General features: G+C 50.7%; 20 protein-coding genes. 6 read left to right on the plus strand and 14 right to left on the minus strand.

Annotation, left to right across the window (positions count from 1 at the left end; genetic code table 11):
* Window positions 1-28: 28 nt before the first annotated feature.
* Window positions 29-1,006 (minus strand): tRNA 5-methoxyuridine(34)/uridine 5-oxyacetic acid(34) synthase CmoB, encoded by a 978-nt coding sequence (cmoB, locus tag C6Y40_RS02740; protein WP_105933227.1) that lies wholly within the window; start codon window positions 1,004-1,006, stop codon window positions 29-31.
* A gap of 16 nt (window positions 1,007-1,022) precedes the next feature.
* Window positions 1,023-1,751 (minus strand): carboxy-S-adenosyl-L-methionine synthase CmoA, encoded by a 729-nt coding sequence (gene cmoA / locus C6Y40_RS02745; protein WP_105933228.1) that lies wholly within the window; start codon window positions 1,749-1,751, stop codon window positions 1,023-1,025.
* A gap of 173 nt (window positions 1,752-1,924) precedes the next feature.
* On the opposite strand from cmoA, the gene C6Y40_RS02750 reads away from it, so the two are divergent.
* Together C6Y40_RS02750 and add are read left to right on the plus strand one after the other, a co-directional pair.
* The gene (locus tag C6Y40_RS02750) at window positions 1,925-2,557 is read left to right on the plus strand and encodes a response regulator transcription factor (RefSeq protein ID WP_105933229.1); all 633 of its coding nucleotides are present in this window, start codon (window positions 1,925-1,927) and stop codon (window positions 2,555-2,557) included.
* Window positions 2,558-2,563: 6 nt separating this feature from the next.
* The gene (gene add, locus C6Y40_RS02755) at window positions 2,564-3,565 is read left to right on the plus strand and encodes an adenosine deaminase (protein ID WP_105933230.1); all 1,002 of its coding nucleotides are present in this window, start codon (window positions 2,564-2,566) and stop codon (window positions 3,563-3,565) included.
* 548 nt (window positions 3,566-4,113) lie between these two features.
* On the opposite strand, the gene fadE is transcribed toward add, so the two are convergent.
* The 4 genes from fadE to purM all read right to left on the minus strand — a co-directional run bounded on the left by fadE (window position 4,114) and on the right by purM (window position 9,150).
* On the minus strand, window positions 4,114-6,537 hold the full coding sequence (fadE, locus tag C6Y40_RS02760) for an acyl-CoA dehydrogenase FadE (RefSeq protein WP_105933231.1): 2,424 nt from the start codon (window positions 6,535-6,537) through the stop codon (window positions 4,114-4,116).
* Between the two features lie 196 nt (window positions 6,538-6,733).
* The gene (locus C6Y40_RS02765; RefSeq protein ID WP_105933232.1) at window positions 6,734-7,501 is read right to left on the minus strand and encodes a DUF3108 domain-containing protein; all 768 of its coding nucleotides are present in this window, start codon (window positions 7,499-7,501) and stop codon (window positions 6,734-6,736) included.
* Window positions 7,461-8,108: a phosphoribosylglycinamide formyltransferase gene (gene purN / locus C6Y40_RS02770; RefSeq protein WP_105933233.1), complete on the minus strand. Its 648-nt coding sequence runs from the start codon at window positions 8,106-8,108 to the stop codon at window positions 7,461-7,463. Before purN ends, C6Y40_RS02765 begins: the two co-directional genes overlap by 41 nt.
* 4 nt (window positions 8,109-8,112) lie before the next feature.
* Window positions 8,113-9,150, minus strand: coding sequence for a phosphoribosylformylglycinamidine cyclo-ligase (gene purM, locus C6Y40_RS02775; RefSeq protein WP_105933264.1), 1,038 nt, complete (start codon window positions 9,148-9,150; stop codon window positions 8,113-8,115).
* A gap of 250 nt (window positions 9,151-9,400) precedes the next feature.
* Between purM and C6Y40_RS02780 the strand changes: the two genes are divergently transcribed.
* Complete coding sequence (locus tag C6Y40_RS02780; protein WP_105933234.1) at window positions 9,401-10,738, plus strand: DUF2066 domain-containing protein; 1,338 nt, start codon at window positions 9,401-9,403, stop codon at window positions 10,736-10,738.
* Between the two features lie 2 nt (window positions 10,739-10,740).
* Window positions 10,741-11,496: a DnaA regulatory inactivator Hda gene (hda, locus tag C6Y40_RS02785; protein WP_105933235.1), complete on the plus strand. Its 756-nt coding sequence runs from the start codon at window positions 10,741-10,743 to the stop codon at window positions 11,494-11,496.
* Here hda and C6Y40_RS02790 read toward each other — a convergent pair.
* The 5 genes from C6Y40_RS02790 to arsC are packed head-to-tail and all read right to left on the minus strand — an operon-like array spanning window position 11,493 to window position 14,828.
* On the minus strand, window positions 11,493-12,692 hold the full coding sequence (locus tag C6Y40_RS02790) for a hypothetical protein (RefSeq protein ID WP_105933236.1): 1,200 nt from the start codon (window positions 12,690-12,692) through the stop codon (window positions 11,493-11,495). The two genes, hda and C6Y40_RS02790, sit on opposite strands and share 4 nt — an antisense overlap.
* Before the next feature lie 6 nt (window positions 12,693-12,698).
* Window positions 12,699-13,460: a hypothetical protein gene (locus tag C6Y40_RS02795; RefSeq protein WP_105933237.1), complete on the minus strand. Its 762-nt coding sequence runs from the start codon at window positions 13,458-13,460 to the stop codon at window positions 12,699-12,701.
* On the minus strand, window positions 13,433-13,852 hold the full coding sequence (locus C6Y40_RS02800; protein ID WP_105933265.1) for a DUF2069 domain-containing protein: 420 nt from the start codon (window positions 13,850-13,852) through the stop codon (window positions 13,433-13,435). Before C6Y40_RS02800 ends, C6Y40_RS02795 begins: the two co-directional genes overlap by 28 nt.
* Window positions 13,853-13,857: 5 nt before the next feature.
* Window positions 13,858-14,472, minus strand: a complete 615-nt coding sequence (gene wrbA / locus C6Y40_RS02805; RefSeq protein ID WP_105933238.1) for an NAD(P)H:quinone oxidoreductase — start codon at window positions 14,470-14,472, stop codon at window positions 13,858-13,860.
* Window positions 14,472-14,828 carry an arsenate reductase (glutaredoxin) gene (arsC, locus tag C6Y40_RS02810; protein ID WP_105933239.1) on the minus strand — a complete coding sequence of 119 codons (357 nt, stop codon included), beginning with the start codon at window positions 14,826-14,828 and terminating at the stop codon, window positions 14,472-14,474. Before arsC ends, wrbA begins: the two co-directional genes overlap by 1 nt.
* Before the next feature lie 72 nt (window positions 14,829-14,900).
* Between arsC and C6Y40_RS02815 the strand changes: the two genes are divergently transcribed.
* Complete coding sequence (locus C6Y40_RS02815) at window positions 14,901-15,413, plus strand: TlpA family protein disulfide reductase (RefSeq protein ID WP_170308390.1); 513 nt, start codon at window positions 14,901-14,903, stop codon at window positions 15,411-15,413.
* Here C6Y40_RS02815 and bepA read toward each other — a convergent pair.
* The gene (bepA, locus tag C6Y40_RS02820; protein WP_105933241.1) at window positions 15,399-16,868 is read right to left on the minus strand and encodes a beta-barrel assembly-enhancing protease; all 1,470 of its coding nucleotides are present in this window, start codon (window positions 16,866-16,868) and stop codon (window positions 15,399-15,401) included. The genes C6Y40_RS02815 and bepA overlap by 15 nt on opposite strands.
* A gap of 296 nt (window positions 16,869-17,164) precedes the next feature.
* On the opposite strand from bepA, the gene C6Y40_RS02825 reads away from it, so the two are divergent.
* Entirely contained in the window at window positions 17,165-18,241 is a 1,077-nt protein-coding gene (locus C6Y40_RS02825; protein ID WP_105933242.1) for an AI-2E family transporter, read from the plus strand.
* A gap of 51 nt (window positions 18,242-18,292) precedes the next feature.
* Here the strand turns inward: C6Y40_RS02825 and C6Y40_RS02830 are convergent, their stop codons facing one another.
* Both C6Y40_RS02830 and bcp read right to left on the minus strand, forming a co-directional pair.
* Entirely contained in the window at window positions 18,293-19,171 is an 879-nt protein-coding gene (locus tag C6Y40_RS02830) for a dienelactone hydrolase family protein (RefSeq protein WP_105933243.1), read from the minus strand.
* A gap of 110 nt (window positions 19,172-19,281) precedes the next feature.
* A complete protein-coding gene (bcp, locus tag C6Y40_RS02835; protein ID WP_105933244.1) occupies window positions 19,282-19,752 on the minus strand; it encodes a thioredoxin-dependent thiol peroxidase in 471 nt (156 codons plus the stop codon).
* Window positions 19,753-19,754: the final 2 nt, after the last annotated feature.

The following is a 19,754-nucleotide window of genomic DNA, read 5'->3' on the forward strand; positions in this document are numbered from 1 at the left end:
CAGGTGTCAGCATGCTTTAAGAAGCGGTTTATCCCTTATTCGCTATAATCACAGCCCGTTTAGGGGCGGGGTAACCCTCAATCGTTTTAGAAGGGTCATCCGGGTCAAGAAAATCCACCAGGGAATGATTAGTCATCCAACGGGTAGCGCGCTGCTCTTCGGTGCTGGTGACGCACTCATCCACCACCTGGCAGTCGTTAAAGCCGAGCCGCTGCAACCACACTAACAATGCTTTTGAGCTGGGCAGGAACCAGACATTGCGCATTTGCGCGTAACGCTCGCCCGCCATCAATACGGTTTGTTCGTCACCATCAACCACAAGGGTTTCCAGTACTAGCTGGCCGCCTTTGCGTAATTGTGACTTAAGTTGTTGTAAAAACTCCATGGGGTCACGGCGGTGATAAAGCACGCCCATCGAAAATACCGTATCGAATGCGCCCACCGGCTGCATCTGTTCGATACCCAGTGGTAAAAAATGCACGGGTGCCTGGCCGATAAAATGCTTAATCGCTAAGAACTGAATAAGGAATAACTGGGTAGGGTCGATACCGTAAACGCCAGCGGCGTCTTCGCCATACATGCGCCACAGGTGATAACCACTGCCACAGCCTACATCCAGTACCTGTCGGCCTGCCAGCGGTGCGAGATGAGGCAATACCCGAGCCCATTTCCAGTCGGAACGCCACTCGGTATCAATGTGAATGCCGTGAACGTGATAAGGCCCTTTACGCCATGGCATAAACTGGCGGAGTAACCCTTCAATCTGTTTTTGAGTATAGGTATCGATATCTGTTGCCGCACCTATGGTGACGGACGCTTTAACGTCGAGTGCACTGGCCTTAGTGGCCGGCAATTTGTCGAGCAGCTTTTGCCACTTTTTAAACTCACCGTGCAGCGCAGTGCTGTGCCACTCCTCCATTTGTCGGGGCAGGGTATTGAGCCAGTGCGACAAGGGCCCGTTGAGCAGGTCCTTATAACAGCTGTGAAAGAGTTCAGATGCAGACATAGATAGTTAACCCGGGTTATTTAATTGCCACCAGTGACATAAAGTTAAAACAGCGATACCACATTACCACATCAGCAAAGCCGGCTTCTTTGAGTCGTGCCTGATGAATATCAAAGGTGTCGATAAGCATTACATTTTCCAGCGCCGCCCGTTTCTGGCTTATTTCAAGCTCGCTGTAACCGTTCTGGCGTTTAAACTGCAGGTGCAAATCATTGATCACATCGTTGCCGCGGTCATCATCGTGGCGAATTTTTTCAGAGATAACAAAAATGCCGCCCGGTAGCAGGCCATCGAAGATTTGCTTAATAATAGCACTGCGTTCCGGTGGGGGAATAAACTGCAGGGTAAAATTCATCACCGCCATCGACGCATTGGTAATATCTTCTGATTGTGCAAACCCCTGTTTTACGGTGATAGGGTTGGGCAACTGGAAGGCTTCAACTTTGCGCTGACAACGCGCAACCATGGCCGCTGAGCTGTCGACGGCAATAATATTGCAGTGGTCTTCGGGGCAATGGCGTGACACCGAAAATGACGCGGCGCCCAAAGAACAGCCCAGATCATACACATTAGTATTCGCTTTTACGTGGCTGGCTGCCAGCTGACCTATGGTTTCGATAATGGTTTGGTAACCGGGAATAGAGCGGCTAATCATGTCGGGAAATACATCCGCAACGGCATCATCAAACTGAAAATCACTAACCTGTTTTAAAGGTGTAGCAAACAGATTGTCTTTATTCGACACGATAAATTCTTCTTCAGTAGCAGTTTGGGCGGCAATTTTACCCGGTGGCAGCAGAAAACCAAGTCTGTATATAAAAAAATTCGGTAATACGGCATTCTTTACTTCAATCGTTTAATCTTTAGTATTAACCTATACTCATTGATAATAATGACAGCCACCGAGGCACCGATTTAATGAAGTTTATAATTGCCGACGATCATCCGCTTTTCAGGGAAGCTTTATCAGGCGCGTTAACCCCGCTATTTGAAGGACTGGAAGTTCTTGAAGCTGAATCGACGGATGCATTAATTGAACTCCTGGCTCGCAGCAAAGATGTTGATCTGCTGCTACTGGATTTATCCATGCCGGGCGCCAACTGGTTCGAAACGCTCACTACAGTGAAAGAACGTTATCCGGCATTACCTATTGTGATGGTCTCGGCCAATGATGATATCGATGTTATTTCACAGGCAATCACCCTGGGCGCAAAAGGTTACATCACTAAAGCCACGCCAACGAAAACCATTGCTGAAGCCATTGATGTTGTGCTGAGCGGTGAACAGTGGCTGCCGGCCGATATTGCCGAAAAAATGACGTTCAACAGCGGCAACATGAATGACATGCTCGAGCGCTTCAAAGAACTCACCCCTAAGCAGGTATTAGTGCTGAAATATGTGCGTGCAGGCATGATGAACAAACAAATAGCGCACGAAATGAATGTTACCGAGGCTACGGTAAAAGCGCATATCAGTGCGGCACTTAAAAAACTGGATATCAATACCCGCACGCAAGCGGTGCTGTTGATGGACAAGCTGCAAATTAACTGATCCACTGTGATAGACCCGCGGCTTCCTCTGGTGGATATCCACCGTCACCTCGACGGTAATATCCGCCCGGAAACAATATGGGAACTTGCCACCAGGCATAACATTGCACTCCCCGCCAAAGATCTCGACGAACTTCGCCCGCTGTGCCAGATTCAGAATAAAACCGCCGACTTGCTGGCGTTTCTGGCACGCCTCGATTACGGCATTTCCGTACTTGCAGATACCGACGCCTGTTACCGCATTGCTTACGAAAATATGCAGGATGCTAAGCGGGCCGGGCTCGACTACGTAGAGTTAAGATTTTCCCCTTTCTATATGGCCCAATCACATCAGTTAAACGTAGCGGATGTGGTGGAAGCGACCATAGCAGGTTGCGCCGACGGCAGTCGCGATTTTGCGATTAAGCATAATTTAATCGGTATCCTGAGTCGTACTTTTGGTACAGATGCCTGCACCTTGGAGCTCAACGGTTTGCTTGCTCACAAAGACCATATTACGGCACTGGATCTAGCCGGCGATGAGCTGGGTTACCCCGCACCAATGTTTACCGAACACTTTAAAAAAGCCCGGGATGCCGGGTGGCAGATTACGGTACATGCCGGAGAAGCCGATGGCCCGCAAAGTATCTGGAACGCCATTGAGCTGCTCGGTGCCAGCCGGATAGGGCACTGTGTGGCAGCTAAACACGATGACAAGCTGCTTGAATATCTGGTGGAGCACAACATTGGCGTGGAAAGTTGCCCAACGTCTAATTACCAGACCGCGACCGTGGTGGATACCGCCAACCATCCTATGAAAGCCTTTTTAGAAATGGGCGTAGAGGTTACGCTAAACACCGATGACCCGGGCGTATCGGCCATTGATATCAGTAATGAATACCAGGTAGCCAAAGACGTTATTCAACTGACTGATGAGCAACTCAGGCAAATCCAGATTAACGGTGTTAACCAGTCCTTTATCTCCGCCACAGAAAAGCTGCAATTATTTGAAATAGCTCTGCAGCGTTAACCCTTGGTGACGATTTTTTAGCGGTGGAAATATAACTAAAGCCGTTATGTTTATGCATCCGGAAAGACGTCTGAATAGGTAAACAGGTTTAAAAAAAGCACCCGAAGGTGCCTTTTTGATTTTCAGCCCTAAACCACCTACTTCAGTAGGTGGTCATCATTCGTGGTAGTGCTTGGCCCGTATCTATAAGTCAGCAAATAAGGGTGTCTATAGATTGTTGTCGGAGTCGCCGACCGCGACCAAAGGGTGTTGTGCGACCCGGTGACCGGGAACCACTCTGGACTCCCCGCAGCCCTTATCAGTGAAAAACGTCATAGTCCCTGACAGAACAAACTAGACCGTCAATGACGGCACTTCCATGTGCCGCATCGACTGAATCCTCATCCATGATGATTCTTCTAGTTTGTTATGTCTGCCAGTGACAATGACAACACTGAAGAAGGGCACAATTATTGTCCTTTCTTCGATTTAAATAGAGCCCCCTTTTAGGGGGTTAATGTAAAGCCACCTTCTTTAGAAGGTGGATTCTCTACAAGTTAAACGCCGCGCTATCTAATAGCGGCAACCAGTTCTTCGGGATCAAAATCATCAACAGCGATAATCTTAGCGCGGCCTTTTTCGGTGCGCTTGAGCAGCTCTGCTTCCGCTTCGCTGATCAGATCCTTTGCCAGGGCTTCGTCGGCCAGTTTATCTAGCTGAGTAAAGCTGCGCTTTTCACCCAGAGCACGGCAAATATTGTCGAACACCGGCTCTGCTGCCAGTACGTCTTCCAGCGTTTGCTCCAGCTCTCCCGGCAGGCTGCCAGGCTCACGGGTGAGGTACTGGCCCTGTCCAAGGCGGGTTCTGGCTGTGCCGGGTTGCTGCAGCAATCTGGCAATTGCATGCTCAGTGGCATCATTGGGCTTGGATACCCGGTGGCCAAAGGGGATCAGTTTTAACTTTAATACCAGTCCCAGCCACTTAATCGGGAAGTTATCCAGGAAGTCCATCAGTGCGGTTTCCAGGTTATAAATCAGATCCTGCATGGCCCAGTGGAGGAGCGGCAGATCTTCATGCTGGCGGCCTTCTTCGTCGAAACGTTTCAGGGTCGCACTGGCCAGGTAAATGTAGCTTAACAGGTCGCCAAGGCGTGCTGATAAACGTTCACGACGTTTGAGTGTGCCGCCCAGAATGCCCATGGATAAGTCGGTTAGCAGCGCCAGGTTAGCACTGTAGCCTTGCAGCAGTTGATAATAGCGGGCGGTGCTGTCTTTAAACGGTGACTGGTGGAAGTAACCGCCAGTCAGCGTAAACCAGATGCTGCGGTAAGCATTGGCAAGCGCAAAGCCAATATGGCCAAATACTGCTTTATCGAATGCCTTTATTGCTTCCTGTTCATCAGACAGTGCAGCGGCCTTAATTTCGTCCAGCACAAAGGGGTGACAACGCATGGCACCCTGTCCAAAAATCATCATGTTACGGGTCAGGATGTTAGCGCCTTCTACCGTGATAGAAATAGGCATACCCTGATAACCACGGCCAAGGTAATTATTTGGCCCAAGCATAATACCTTTACCACCATGTACATCCATGGCGTCATTCACGGCAACTCGCGAACGCTCCGTAAGGTGATATTTACAAATGGCCGAAATAACCGAGGGCTTTTCACCCAGATCAACGCCCACGGTTGAGAAGCGGGTTACCGCATCCATCATGTAAGCATTACCGCCAATGCGGGCGAGCATCTCTTCCACGCCTTCCATATGCCCAATAGGGAGTTTGAACTGGCGTCTGATACGCGCATAGGCGCCGGTAGACATCGCGCAGGATTTGGCGCCGCCAGCAGAAGTTGAGGGCAGGGTAATACAGCGGCCTACCGACAAACACTCCATCAGCATCCGCCAGCCTTTACCGGCCATGTCTGCGCCACCAATGATGTAATCCAGCGGTACAAAAATATCGTTACCCCGCACCGGTCCGTTCTGGAATGGCGTATTAAGCGGGAAGTGGCGTCGGCCAACATCCAGCCCTTTGGTATCGTGGGGAATCAACGCGCAGGTGATGCCCAGCTCTTTCTTGCTGCCTAACAGACCATCGGGATCATAAAGTTTAAAGGCCAGGCCAATCACCGTGGCAACTGGTGCCAGGGTAATGTAACGCTTGTCGAAAGTGAGGCGCATGCCGAGCACTTCTTCACCTTCCCATTCGCCTTTGCACACAATCCCCTGATCAGGGATTGCACCGGCATCAGAGCCCGCTTCGGGGCTGGTTAAGGCAAAGCAGGGGATTTCATCGCCACTGGCCAGGCGCGGCAAATAATGGTTCTTCTGCGCTTCGGTACCGTAATGCTGGAGGAGTTCACCCGGCCCTAACGAGTTAGGAACCCCAACCGTACTTGAGAGCACAGCGCTGGTGCCGGCAAGCTTTTGAATAACACGTGACTGGGCAAACGCAGAAAACTCCAGACCACCGTATTCTTTTTTGATGATCATGGCGAAGAACTTGTGAGCTTTCAGATAAGCCCAGACCTCCGGTGGCAAATCGGCGTCTTTATGATTAACCTGCCATTCGTCAATCATGCTGCAGACTTTGTCTACCGGTCCGTCGAGAAATGCCTGTTCTTCTGCCGTCAGGCGGCCCATGGGAATGGCGTGCAATTTTTGCCAGTCAGGGCGGCCGGAGAAGATTTCGCCGTCCCACCACACGGTACCGGCGTCGATGGCTTCCTGTTCGGTGGTCGACATCTCCGGCATTACCTTGCGATAAAAGGCCAGCATTGGCTTGGTGAGGTAAGGGATACGGATGGATGACACCGCAAAAGGGGCCATAACAACAATAAATACGAGCCAGCTAAGTAGCCCTAAAGAACCAAAAATAGTACCAACTAACAGTACGCCGCCTGCAACAATAATAGCATTCATTAAGGGCAGGCGTTGATAGGCTGCCACGCACAGTGACAGTATTACCAGTAACACCCAGATAAAATCAGACATTAGTTCTCCTCGTCCAAGTACTCTGTTTTGAGGTCTGACCAGATAACCTAAAGCTATCCTCGCTGCGGCGAAAAATCAAGTTATAGTGTGATGACAATTGTCTGTAGTAGTGTCACCAAATAATGACGAATGGCATGTCAGGCGTGGAAATCTGCAAGGCGTGAGAATGGCACGCATTAAGCATGCCATCAGGAAATTAATTGCTGCGCTTGGTGGAGAACGCTTTTAAGCGTAAGTCGCCTTGTTCGTCACCGTCTTTAAATTGTTGTAAACGCACCAGCTGGTAGTTTAAATCCGGCGCAAACCAGGCCAGCGTATAGCGGCTTTTCGAGTCGCGAACAATCTCCACCTTGATAGCTTCAATTTTGCCATAGGGTAAGTCTACGGTTTCTTTACCCAATACGCGCATACCGTAATGGCGCTGCTGCCCCCGGTAGTTAATAAAGTCATAGCTTAAGCTTTCCACTCCACGGGACAGGCGAATGGGCGCATCAAGGCGGTAAAGCTGATTATCCAGCTCGCCCTGCCAGGGCAGCGCGAAAGCTTCGTCATCATTCTCAATTTGGATCTGCCCGCCATCATCGCTGGGAAACTCCACTTTCAGGCTTTTATCCGGGCCGGTACCGGTGCGTGAGTAATTATACTGTTGGGGAACGAGGTGATCGCCCTCAACCATGAATATGGAGTGCTCAAAGCGTTTATCCGACAAGAAGAACTTAGAGACTTTAGACTGGTAAGTCAGTGAATACAGGCCCTCAGATAATTCTTCCAGTGAAATTTTGGCGGAGCCCAGATTATCGTCCCATTTGTAAGCGTAATAAACGGCTTCAAAGGGGGTAATCAGTTTGGTGGAGTCTGATGGGGGGGTGTCGGCCAGCGCCGACACACATATAAAACCTGACAGGAGCGTCAGGGCCAGAGATTTAGTCGTTCGCGTAACCGTTATCCGGAAGAACTTTACCATCTAATAATGCCTTATTGTTGTTCATTTTAAGCCGGCCACTGCAATACCAGTGAACCACTAGCGGGTAAATACTACGTTCCTGCTCCTGCACCCGTTGGGCGAGGGCATCGGCGTTATCATCTTCAAACACCGGGACTTTACATTGAATGATGACAGGCCCGCCGTCAAGCTCGGGCGTAACAAAATGAACACTCAGGCCGTGTTCATCGTCACCATTGTCCAGTGCACGCTGATGAGTATTTAACCCTTTGTACTTGGGCAACAAAGATGGGTGAATGTTCAATAGGCGGCCGCTAAAATGTTCGACAAACTCACTGGTGAGAATGCGCATAAAGCCGGCCAGCACAACGCAATCAGGCTGATAACTGTCCAGGGTGGTCAGTAATGCCTGATCATAGGATTCGCGATCATCATACTGTTTGTGATCCAAACAAATAGCTTCGATGCCCGCATTGCGAGCTCGTTCCAGACCATAAGCGTCAGGACGGTTAGAGATAACACAGGCGATATTCGCATTGATTTTGCCGGCCTCTACCCAGTCGATAATGGCCTGGAGGTTAGAGCCATTACCCGAGATCATGACGCAAATGTTAGGTGTTGTACTCATGTGACTAATTGATCTCAACCTGATTTTCGCCGTCCAGGTCGGCAATTTCACCTAACAGCCAGGCTTTTTCACCGGCGTCGTTTAACACAGCAAGGGCCGCATCCACATCCTGCTCGTCTACTACCAGGATCAGGCCAACACCGCAGTTGAAGGTACGGTACATTTCGTGAGTTTCTACGTTGCCGTTATCCTGTAACCAGTTGAATACCGCTGGCCACTGCCAGCTGTTGGCATCGACTACGGCTTTTTTGTCGTCAGGGAGTACGCGCGGGATATTTTCCCAGAAGCCGCCACCGGTGATGTGCGAGATGGCAGCGACGTTAACGCTTTCCAGTAACCGGAGTACCGATTTTACGTAAATGCGTGTTGGGGCAAGCAGTTGGTCGATAACCGGTGCGCCGTTCAGGTCAGCGTTTACATCGGCACCACTGACTTCGATAATTTTACGGATTAATGAGTAACCATTGGAGTGTGGGCCGGATGAGCCCAGCGCCAGAATTTTCTGACCAGCTTTAACCGTGCTGCCGTCAATCACATCATCGGCCTCTACTACACCGACACAGAAACCTGCGATATCGTAATCGTCACCATGATACATGCCGGGCATTTCTGCCGTTTCGCCACCAATCAGGGCACAACCAGCTTGTTCACAACCGGTGCCAATGCCCGATACCACTGCTGCGGCCGTATCGACGTTCAGTTTGCCTGTAGCATAGTAATCGAGGAAAAACAGTGGCTCAGCGCCCTGAACAATCAGGTCGTTTACGCACATCGCAACCAGATCGATTCCCACGCTGTCGTGACGCTCAAAGTCCATGGCTAAGCGTAACTTGGTACCAACACCATCTGTACCAGACACCAACAGCGGATTTTTGTATTTTTCCGGCAGTGAACACAGTGCACCAAAACCACCTAAACCACCGCGTACTTCGGGGCGGTGAGTGCGTTTGGTAACGGACTTGATACGTTCAACGAGTTGGTTTCCAGCGTCGATATCGACACCGGCATCTTTATAACTTAATGATGTATTATTTTCAGACACGGGTAAGCCTTGTTGCATGGACTGGTTTGAATGCGCGGATTCTACCAGTATCCGGGGGTAAGTCCAACGTGTATGCAGGGTTTACCTGGTAAATTGCACCAATGTTTAATCTCGAGTCTGTATAAAATGTCGCCAGTCAGTTTGCTTATTGGTTACCAGAACGCAGATAAGCCAATAATTAAGATGAAAAACGTGTTTAAATAGATAACAATAAACCGTCCGAAGGGCGTGCACCTTTATTGCGATTAACATGGAGTTTGCCAAGCTTTTGCCCGTAGCAGAATTACTTAATTTACCGAGAAAACTCTCGCAGTTGACGGCCGCCATTACTTTACTGGTTGGTAGTGCCTGGCTCGGCATGGCGCACGCCAGCTCCACTGTTGAACTCGCTACCGGCAAGGTGTCGGTTGACAACAAATCCAGCCGTGCACTCAGCAATGGCACCCGTGCAGCGCTTGAACAGTTGTTGGTAAAAATAACCGGCCAACAGGACATCGGTGATTATCAAACCGTTGATGCCATCCGCCGCAATGCCAACCGTTATCTGCGGGCTTACCGATTTACCGAAGAACAGGGCGAATTGTTCTTAGTTGCAGAGTTCGATCGCGAACTTATTGAAACCGAACTGGTTAAGCAAGGTTTGCCTATCTGGGGAAGTCGGCGCCCGGATGCATTGTTATGGCTCGCCATCGAAGATGCTGACGGTGAGCGCCGTATTGTCGACGACGGCAATCAGAGCGAACTGGCCAGAATGACCCGTCGCCAGGCCGAAACCCGCGGCGTGCCTCTGGCCTTACCGCTGATGGATCTGGACGACACGCTTACCATTAATGGCTACGACGTGTGGGGCTTGTTTCCGGAACAGCTCGTTAATGCCGCCAGTCGCTATAACGTAGATTACGTGCTGGCCGCGCGGCTATATCCCAACCGCACCCGCGAAATGGTGTATCGCGAACCAGAGCGCCCGGTATCTGCCCGTTTTATCCCTGAACCTTTTAATGTGCCCGCACTGCGAATCAATGAATTCGGCGAAGTTATCATGCCTTTACCGGCAGAAATGGACGCCATTGAAATGTCATGGGTAGAGAAAGAGTCTGCCAGCGGACCGGTGTTTACCCAGGAAGAGTTTTCCACGGTTGCGGCGCGAGCTAAAAAAGGCCGGTATTCATTAGATTATTTGTATCTTGCTGCTAATCAGGGCGCTTATCAGATCACCCACGACACGCTTATCGGCGACGAACCGGAAGCGCTGCTAACCACCTTTATTAATGACTACGCTAATTATCTCGGTCAGAATTTTTCGATTTTACCTACCGATGATAACGCCGCCCAGGCCATTGAAATTTCGGTGGGTAACCTGTCGAGCCTGGCGGGCGTGGTTGCGGTACAAAACTACTTAAAGAACCTCAGCGTGACCGATAAGGTCATGCTGGTTAAACAGCAGGGGATGGTGAGTACGTTCCGCCTTAATCTGCTGGGCACCGAGCAGGACCTGCGCTCAGTGTTATCACTCGACAGCCAGTTACAGCCGTTGACCGATGCCTTCGGTCAGCCCCTGGAAGGCATGCATTACTTCTGGAGTCAGTAACCATGCAGCTGCCTCTACCGGTTACGCTTCCTGATGATGAGACCTTCGACAGCTTTATTCCCGGCGGGAATGATGAGGTGGTGTCGTTATTAAGCTGTGTGGCCAGCCATTCGCCCGACTGGCGCGGCGAACCGGCTCTGGCGTTACTGGATGCGGCGTCCATTCCTCTTATCAATCTGGTAGGCAGTTCAGGCCGGGGCAAAAGCCACTTGCTTTATGCCACGTGCCATCAGCTGGCGGCCCGGGAAATCCCCCATGCCTATGTGAATTTTACCGATGTGGTTAATTTGTCGCCCAAGCTGCTCGAAGCGCTCGAACAATTGCCGGTGATTTGTCTGGATAATCTGGAAGCCATTGCCGGTCATTCGGCATGGGAAGAAGCGGTTTTCGATCTGATTAATCGCGTAAGCGAAACGCGCATTGGCTTGTTGATTGTGGCAGCGCAGTCTGGCCCGAATGCGAGTAAAGTACGACTGCCAGACCTGCGCTCGAGGATCAGTGCCGGTTTAACCTACCAGTTAGTGTCGCTTAATGATGAACAACGTGGTGAAGTGTTAAGCTCGCGGGCGCAGCAGCGGGGATTATCATTGTCGGCCCAGGCGCTGCACTATCTGCTCAACCACAGTCAGCGGGATTTGCCCAGTTTAATGGCGCTGCTCGACCGACTCGACCAGCGCTCATTACAAGAGCAAAAGAAAATCTCAGTCGCTCTGGTGAAACGAGAGCTGGCTGAAGATACGGATCCGTCCGCTTCTTAATATCTCAGGTGATGATCCCAGTGCCTCATTTGCAGGGCCGGGCGATAAGGCTTGTCTGAACCCTCCAGACGTAATGGTGAAACCTGCTGCGAATTGGTCAGTGACTCAAAATCAAACCAAGACGTATTGGCCCGCAGTTGAATGGTGGCCGGTAATTCCGCCTGGATCTGCGCCACATTCAGGTTCGGTAATACCCGTTCTACCGTGAAAGCCGCTCTGGCCTGCAGGGTATCCTGATTTATGCGGTTGCGCTGGCCCCAGGTGATTAGGGCATCGGGATTGTTATTGTTGCCAATGACGCCCACATCGGCACTAACTCCCAAACGATGCAGCATCATAAACCGTTCAAATAAGGTCGCATAATCCTCACGCTCGGTATAGTAAGCGTAAAACGCCGGTGCGGTATCAGCACTGAATTCATCGGCTGCCTCGCTTGCGGTGTAATTGCGTTGCGCGGTGGTGGCTGTTTCGCCGCCAAAGGAGACATCTGCCAGTGCGTCCAGCACTGACGAGTTCAACGGATACTGGTTGTAGAGTAAAGTAGACTGAGGTGCATTGTTCTGGAAGAAACTAAGTGGCGTTTGTGAATCGGCAATGCTGGCCCAGGACATCGGCGGGAAGAAGTCATTGGCGTGGGCCAACTCATGGTACATCAACCAGGACAGGGCCGCTTCCAGCTGATCCAGGTTACGGCTGTTGCGGCTGCTTGCAGCCAGCGAAGCCTGTGGATAGTAATAGCTGTCGTTTTTAACGTAGCGCCAGTATATACCAAACTGTAAATCACTCCCAAAATCACTGCGGTAGTCAGGCGCTGTATTTAACGTATCCCGCTCCTCGGGCGTTCGCCAGAAGTTGCGGGCATCAAGGTAAATAGCGCCGGTACGGACCCAGTAGAAAGAGGGGCGCACGTCGTAGGAAATAACCACTGCCGTAACACCGCGCAGCAAACTCAGCATATCTTCTGAGGTAGCGGAATTTTGCAGGAACTCAGCAAAACGATCGCCCATCCACGGGTGCGACACCAGCGTTTTATTCAAAATGGTTTCTATGGTGGGGTTACTGGTTCGCATGCCTATTAATGGCAATTCATTGAAAATGCAGCTGTTAACCAACAGATTGGTGTACACACACTCTTTTAACCCATCCGCCCAGGGCGTATCGGCCCGATAAGGAATGAGATCGGTAGTAAGATACATATCGTTCTACGTGAAAATACCATTACTGTCTACCGGCGCATCGTTAATCCCGACTAATACGGTATCAGTAGCGGTGGTGCCATCATCAAAAGTCAGGGTCACAGAAAATTCCATGACTTCGTCTTTAGTGACTTCCGGCGCAGCAAAAAATGCACTTTGTAGTGGTCCGCCGGTGCTGTCCTCCTGATACACAATGTCTTCGGCCTCTGGCCCGGCAAGTTGCTTCCATTGGGCATCAGTAATAATTTTGCTGGTAGGTGAGTCAACCCGCAAAGATACCCGGCCACGCTCGGTGGCCATATGGTCAAGGCGAATGTTGGCCTGGTTTTCCTCTGCTGATGCTTCGGCATTAAGGGTGAAACTTAACGAACGCTGCTGACCATTGGTGGTAGCTGCTGTTACAGTAAATTCATAGCTGCCGCTGGCTGGAATATCAAAGCCAATGGCCTGAGTATGGGCCGCCAGTAGATCAACCGCGGGGCCGCTGGTTTGCTGCCAGTCAATGGTGTCGAGGGATTGATTGTCGTTGCTCAATACAACAAATCCAACCGCTGCGCCGACGCTGGCATTCAACTCGCCAAACAGACGCAGGTTATCTGCAGTGAGGGCCGGTTCGACTGCCGTGAATCCGGGCGTTGGAGTACCGGGTGTTGGGGTTACGCTGTTGCCACCGCTATCGCCACCACCGCCACAACCACCGAGCAGTAACGCAGCCGATAATGCGGCCGCGGTGCGGGTGCTTAAGAACGCTTTGAAAACCTCTCGCATTCCTCTTTCATCTCCTCTTTCAGCTTTTTCAGCCCCAGGCCCAGCTCCCGGCCCCGTAAACGGGCAAATACGCTGCAGCCGGTAAACATGCCGACTACCAGCACAACTTCCACTGCGGCCAGCCAACGTTCGCTGTCGACGGCGTAAAATACAGTGAGTCCGTGTAGTAAATAGTACAACGCAATAAAATTCGCCCAGGCATGGGTGTAAGGCTTAGCCTTGATGATGCCATGCAACGGCAATAATAAGGGTAAAACGTACAACAGAAAGATAAAGACCAGTGAATACTGCTGGTCAGTTGTTAAAAAAAGTTGCCACAGAGAGATCCAGACAAGTAAGCCAAGATGGCTGGCCAGGGCTAAAACGCGAAACCGTTGTGTCTTTGCTGACATAGGGATCATACTGCATTACCTTTTTCTGTGTTCATTGATGCCAGCGCGCTGGCCAGTTGTGCCAGTCGCTTGCCCTGGGCGTGGCAGAGCTGCTTTTCTTCGCAGCTTAATGTGGTGACATTATTGGCCGCCAGGTGCGTTACACCATAGGGCGTACCGCCGGTTGTTGTGCTGTGAAGTGCCGGTTCAGAATACGGCAAACCTGCGATCACCATACCGTGGTGAATCAGTGGCAGCATCATCGACAACAATGTCGACTCCTGACCACCGTGCATGCTTGATGTGGAGGTAAACACGCAGGCGGGTTTGTTGATCAGCGCACCGTTTAACCACAGTCCACTGGTAGAATCGAGAAAGTGTTTTACCGGCGCGGCCATATTACCAAAGCGGGTAGGGCTGCCAAGCGCCAGCGCGCTGCAACCGGTTAAATCGTCGAGGGTGACAAAAGGCGGGCCGGCAGCCGGGTCGTCAGGGTGTTCTGCATCCGGATCCGATGAGATAGGCGGTACAGTGCGAATCTTCGCCGTCGCGCCGCCTGCCTCAACGCCCACACCAATAGCCCTGGCCAGTTGTTCTGTGCCACCGTGACGGCTGTAGTACAGGATCAGTACCGGTGCCATTATCCGAGAATGTCCAGTACGGCTTCTGGTGGGCGACCAATGCGGGCTTTATCACCGTTAATGACTACCGGGCGTTCCAGCAGTTTCGGGTATTCTGCCATGGCCGCAAACCGCTGTTCATCGGTAACGTCGGCGCCATTGAGGCCAGCTTCTTTATATTCTGCTTCTTTTACCCGCATCATTTTTTTCACGTCGTCCAGGCCTAGCTTCGCGAACAGGGATTTTAACTCAGCTTCACTTAAAGGCGCTTTTAAATATTCGACCACGTCGGCTGCAATGCCTTTTTCTTCAAGGAGTTTTAGCGTTTCACGGCTTTTAGAACAACGCGGGTTATGCAGTATTTTTATTTCAGACATAGTGTTCTACTTATTCATTGTGTTGTTATGATAACGCCAGTTGTTGTACTTACGGTTATCGGGTTGAACAGATTGAAAATTGTCGCAGATTATAAACGAATTACACAACAACGTGGATCTTTCCGTGTTGTTATTATGGTGTTGGTTGGTTTGCTGGCGCTGGCGGGTGGTATTGCCCTGAGAAGTCTGCAGCCGTTAACTCTTAACACGGTTCAGGGCCAGCCTTTCAACTGGCAGAGCCAGCAGTGGACCGTCGTCAACTTTTTTGCGGAATGGTGTCAGCCTTGTCTGCGAGAAATTCCCGAACTCAACCACGTTTACAATGACCAGCAATTCAGAGTGCTGGGTGTGAGCTTTGACGAACTCGATAATGAAGCACTAAGTGGTGTGGTGTCCCGGCAACATATTCAGTTTCCGGTAGTTATAAGCGAGGCGGTAGCGGATTTACCGGTATCCATGCCCATTGTGTTGCCCACTACCTATATTGTCTCTCCCGCCGGTGAGGTAACCATGACCATTCGCGGCGAAGTAACTCAGGAAAAGCTGCAAAAGGCCATTAAACAGGCCCAATCAGAACTGCTTTAGCTTTTCCTGTTCGTCTCTGAATTGCTGGATCCGTGCCCGGATCCGCTGTTTTTCCAGGTGATCGTCACCAGTATAGTTGTACGCATGTTGCAATTCGTCGATAGCGTTAGGATACGCACCATACAGAGCAAGTAATTCAGCCTTGCTCTGATGCATGCCCTTGTAAGACTTTTCCGCCTTATAAGCATTACTCAACAGCTGATAAGCCAGTTGATCGTGGGGGTGAACCAGCAAATAATCACGGATAAGCTCAATGGCAGCGTCATTGTTGTCACTGGCCATGTAGGCATTGGCCAGGTTAAGCACTACCACGCTGTTACGCGGTTTATGCTCCAGCTCTTTTTGCAGCATAGTAATGGCTTCATCCGCTTTACCCATGGCCAGCGCAATGTCGGTGGCCAAATCAACGTAAAACAGATTGCCGGGCGTTCTGGCCAGTAACTGATCGTTGATTTGTTTGGCTTTGAGGTTTTCCTCGTTAGCCAGGTAGGCAATGGCAAGACCATAAAGGCCGGCGTCGCGAATGGCAAAGGTGTCATTTTCTACAACCGCTTTAAAGTGTTCCAGTGCGTAGTCTGGTTCAAACTGATAACGGGCCAGCAAGCGGGCCTTGGCCAGATTAAACGACAAGCTGGGGCGCAGTCTCACGTCCGGATAGCGGCGCATGCGGTTGCGGGCATCGGCAATCCGTTTTTCGGTTAGAGGGTGGGTGAGTAACCGTTCGGGTGGTCTGGAACTGGTGCGGTACTCCTCGGCCATTTTACCAAAAAAGGTCGAGGCAGCTTTCGGGTCGAAACCGGCCTGATACAAAATATCAATACCAATGCGGTCGGCTTCCTGCTCATTAGAGCGGGTGTAATCAATGTTCAACTGACTGGCCATTGCCGAGGAGGTTTGCATGGCGGCAATACCGGCTTCCGGGTTAGCCATGGCCAGCAGGATACTGCCCAGCATGGAAGCAATCTGTAATGGTGAACTGCGCTGTTGCGATAATGCTCTGCGGGCCAGATGGCGCTGGGTAACGTGAGTTACCTCGTGGGCGAGCACGGAGGCTACCTCACTTTCTGTATCAGCCCGGGTAATAATGCCGGAATGCACGCCAACGTGGCCGCCATAAAAAGCAAATGCATTCATTACGCTGTTGTTGATAATAAAAAACTCAAAGGGGAATTTGGTGTTTTCGGCCTGTAGTACCAGTCGGTTACCCAAATCCTGAATGTATTCGGTGAGAACCGGATCGTCAATGACCGGAGCCTGGCCACGCATTTGCCGCATAATGGCATCACCAACCAGCATTTCTTTATCCAGAGTAAGGACTTCTGACGCTACCACGCCGATATCTGGCAGCGTGTTTTTATCGCTACCGATTGACTGGCCAACAGAGGAAACCGGCAACAAAGCCGAAGCTATGCCCATCGACACACCCAGGATACCGGATCGAAAAAATTGTCTCATTTTCCCTCAAATAAAGCCTGATACTGCTATATATACGACAATCTGACAGCATTCAGTTCCCTGAATTTGATAATATATTTCAGATTACACCCTTTTAATGCCATTGCTTGCAGGCCTGGCAAGGCAAAACAGCAATGGTCTGATCACACCACATGGTGGGCTCGGGTGCAAGTTCTATGCGTTACAATTCAAGTGTTTGTCGGTATAGTAACGCTCTTTATTGTTGAGTGCCGGTAGTTAGCTTTGGCGTCGGGCAGTAACCATACTGTTGGCGAAAATGCGTGAAGGAATGATGAATGTTTAGTGTTTTTGGGCGCTGGTACAAACGCAAGTTTTCCGACCCTGATGCAGCCATGCTGCTTATCCTTATTTTAATCAGCAGTGCATTGTTGCTGCTGTGGGGCGACATGCTGATGCCGGTTATTGTGGCAGCGGTGATTGCTTATCTGCTCGACTGGCCGGTAACTCAGTTAAACCGCATGGGGCTGGGACGTTCGCCTGCGGTGGGGCTGGTGTTGTTGTGTTTTATATTGATCATGGTGTTGCTGGCCGTTGGCCTGGTCCCGGTTGTCACCAAACAAAGTGTCAGTCTGGCCCAAGAATTACCGACCATCTGGCAAAACGCCCAGTCCTGGTTACTGACGCTACCGGATAAATACCCGGAGTACGTACAGTTTTCGCATATCTACGAAATGATGGAAGGGGCTAATCAGCGCCTGGTGGATTTTGGCGAGCAGGCGTTATCGGCGTCTATAGGCTCAATTACCAGTGTGGCAGCCTTATTGATTTACTTTATTCTGGTGCCGCTGATGGTGTTTTTTATGCTGAAAGACAAACAGTATTTCACCGACAGCATCTCCCGTATTCTGCCCAAAGAGCGACGTTTGATTGCTCAGGTGGGTAACGAGATGAATGTGCAGATTGCTAACTACATTCGCGGTAAAGTGATTGAGATTATCATTGTGGGTGCGGTGTCGTGCGTGACATTTGCCATTATGGATCTGCGCTACGCCTTGTTGCTGGGTGTACTGGTAGGCCTTTCAGTGCTTATCCCCTACATTGGGGCGGCAGTGGTAACTATCCCGGTTGGTGTGGTGGCAATGTTTCAGTGGGGCATTTCGCCGGAATTCTGGTACCTGATGATTGCCTACGGCATTATTCAGGCGCTGGATGGCAACCTGCTGGTGCCAATTCTATTCTCTGAAGCGGTTAGTCTTCATCCCTTATACATCATTATCGCCGTGCTGTTCTTCGGCGGTTTGTGGGGGTTCTGGGGCGTATTTTTTGCCATTCCATTGGCAACACTGGTGAAAGCAGTGGTGACCGCCTGGTCGTCCTCGCCTGAACAGCTAACTGCCAGCGAAGACGCTTAAGTCTTCTATCCTGTTTTATATCACGGCCAGCGTCTGCTGGCCGTGTTTCAATCAAAGCGCTTGTTTAAATAATGCCAGGGTTTGTTGCCAGGCGCGCTCGGCCTGTTTTTCGTTGTACACCTTTGAGTCCGGCGGCGTCCAGCCATGCAGGGTGTCAGGGTATACTTCAATATGCGCGGTCAGTCCGGCTGCCTGATAAGCCTCTTTAAGCATGGGTTGCATTTGCGGTGACCGCTCATTGTCATTTTCTGCAATAGCGTGCAGGGCGAGCGCATCCGACTCAACAATAGTGTGGTGAGGGCTATCCGGTTCATCTGTTGCCAGTCCGCCGCCATGGAAACTGGCAATGGCGCCAATACGCCTGGGCATGGCTGCGGCAGCAAACATGGTAAACGAACCGCTCATGCAATAACCCATTAATGCGCCCTGACGTTTGGTATCCACCGCCGACTGCTGATCAAGAAAAGCAAAGAATGCTTCGGCATCGCTGACTACCGCTGACTGAGTGAGTTTTTCACGCATAGGGGAGAGGACCTGCCAGGCCTCCTGGGAAGGAAATTCAACCCCTTCAGGTAATGCCGCTCCGCTGACATCCCGATAGAAAGGATTGACCACCAATACTGCATAACCCTGTGCAGCCAGGCGCTGACCCATCAGATCAAAGGCTGCTCTGCGACCCTTGATGTCGGGCCACATTACCACGGCCGGATGACGTCCGGTTTTCGGTGCCGTAAATAAACAGTCCGCGCTACCGTGTGGGGTCTTCACAGTTACTTGTTGCTGCATAATGCTTTCGTCAGCCACAGCAAACTGAGGTAATACGGCACTTAACGTGCCCAGTGCCAGTAGCTGATTAAACTGCCGGCTATTTAACTTGCCGCCTTGCTCGGTAAAACGCTGAATATCCTGTTCGGTTGAATTATCACACATAGGGTTTCCTCAATAAGGGGGGCAGAGGAACAGTATACGTTGAAATGGCGGGTAAAGATTGAACTTAAAAAAGTGTTATGGCAGGCCGGGCGACCTGCCAATAAGCGATTTTATTCGCCGTTATTCAGGTAATTAAGAATGACCAGGTGATGTTCCTTGGTTTTAAACTTATTAAAGACCTGCTCAACATTACCTTCCTCGTCGATTAAGAAGGTAATACGATGGATGCCGTCGTATTCTTTACCCATAAATTTTTTCGGGCCCCATACACCAAATGCATCGGCAACAGTATGGTCTTCATCGGATAACAGGGTAAAATTTAACTGTTCTTTTTCGATGAACTTAGGCAGACGTTTTACTGCGTCGGGGCTGATACCGAGCACTACGACATTATTTTGTTGCAGTTCGTTCTGAATGTCACGCAGGCCCTGGGCCTGAACGGTACAGCCTGGGGTCATGGCTTTCGGATAAAAGTAAACCAGTACTTTTTTGCCTTTGAGTGATTCCAGAGAAACCGGGTTGCCGTCCTGATCGGGCAGACTAAAAAGCGGTGCTGCATCACCGGCAGAAAGCGTATTCATAT

The sequence above is a fragment of the Marisediminitalea alba genome (genome assembly GCF_002993365.1).
GTDB classification, from domain to species: domain Bacteria; phylum Pseudomonadota; class Gammaproteobacteria; order Enterobacterales; family Alteromonadaceae; genus Alteromonas; species Alteromonas alba.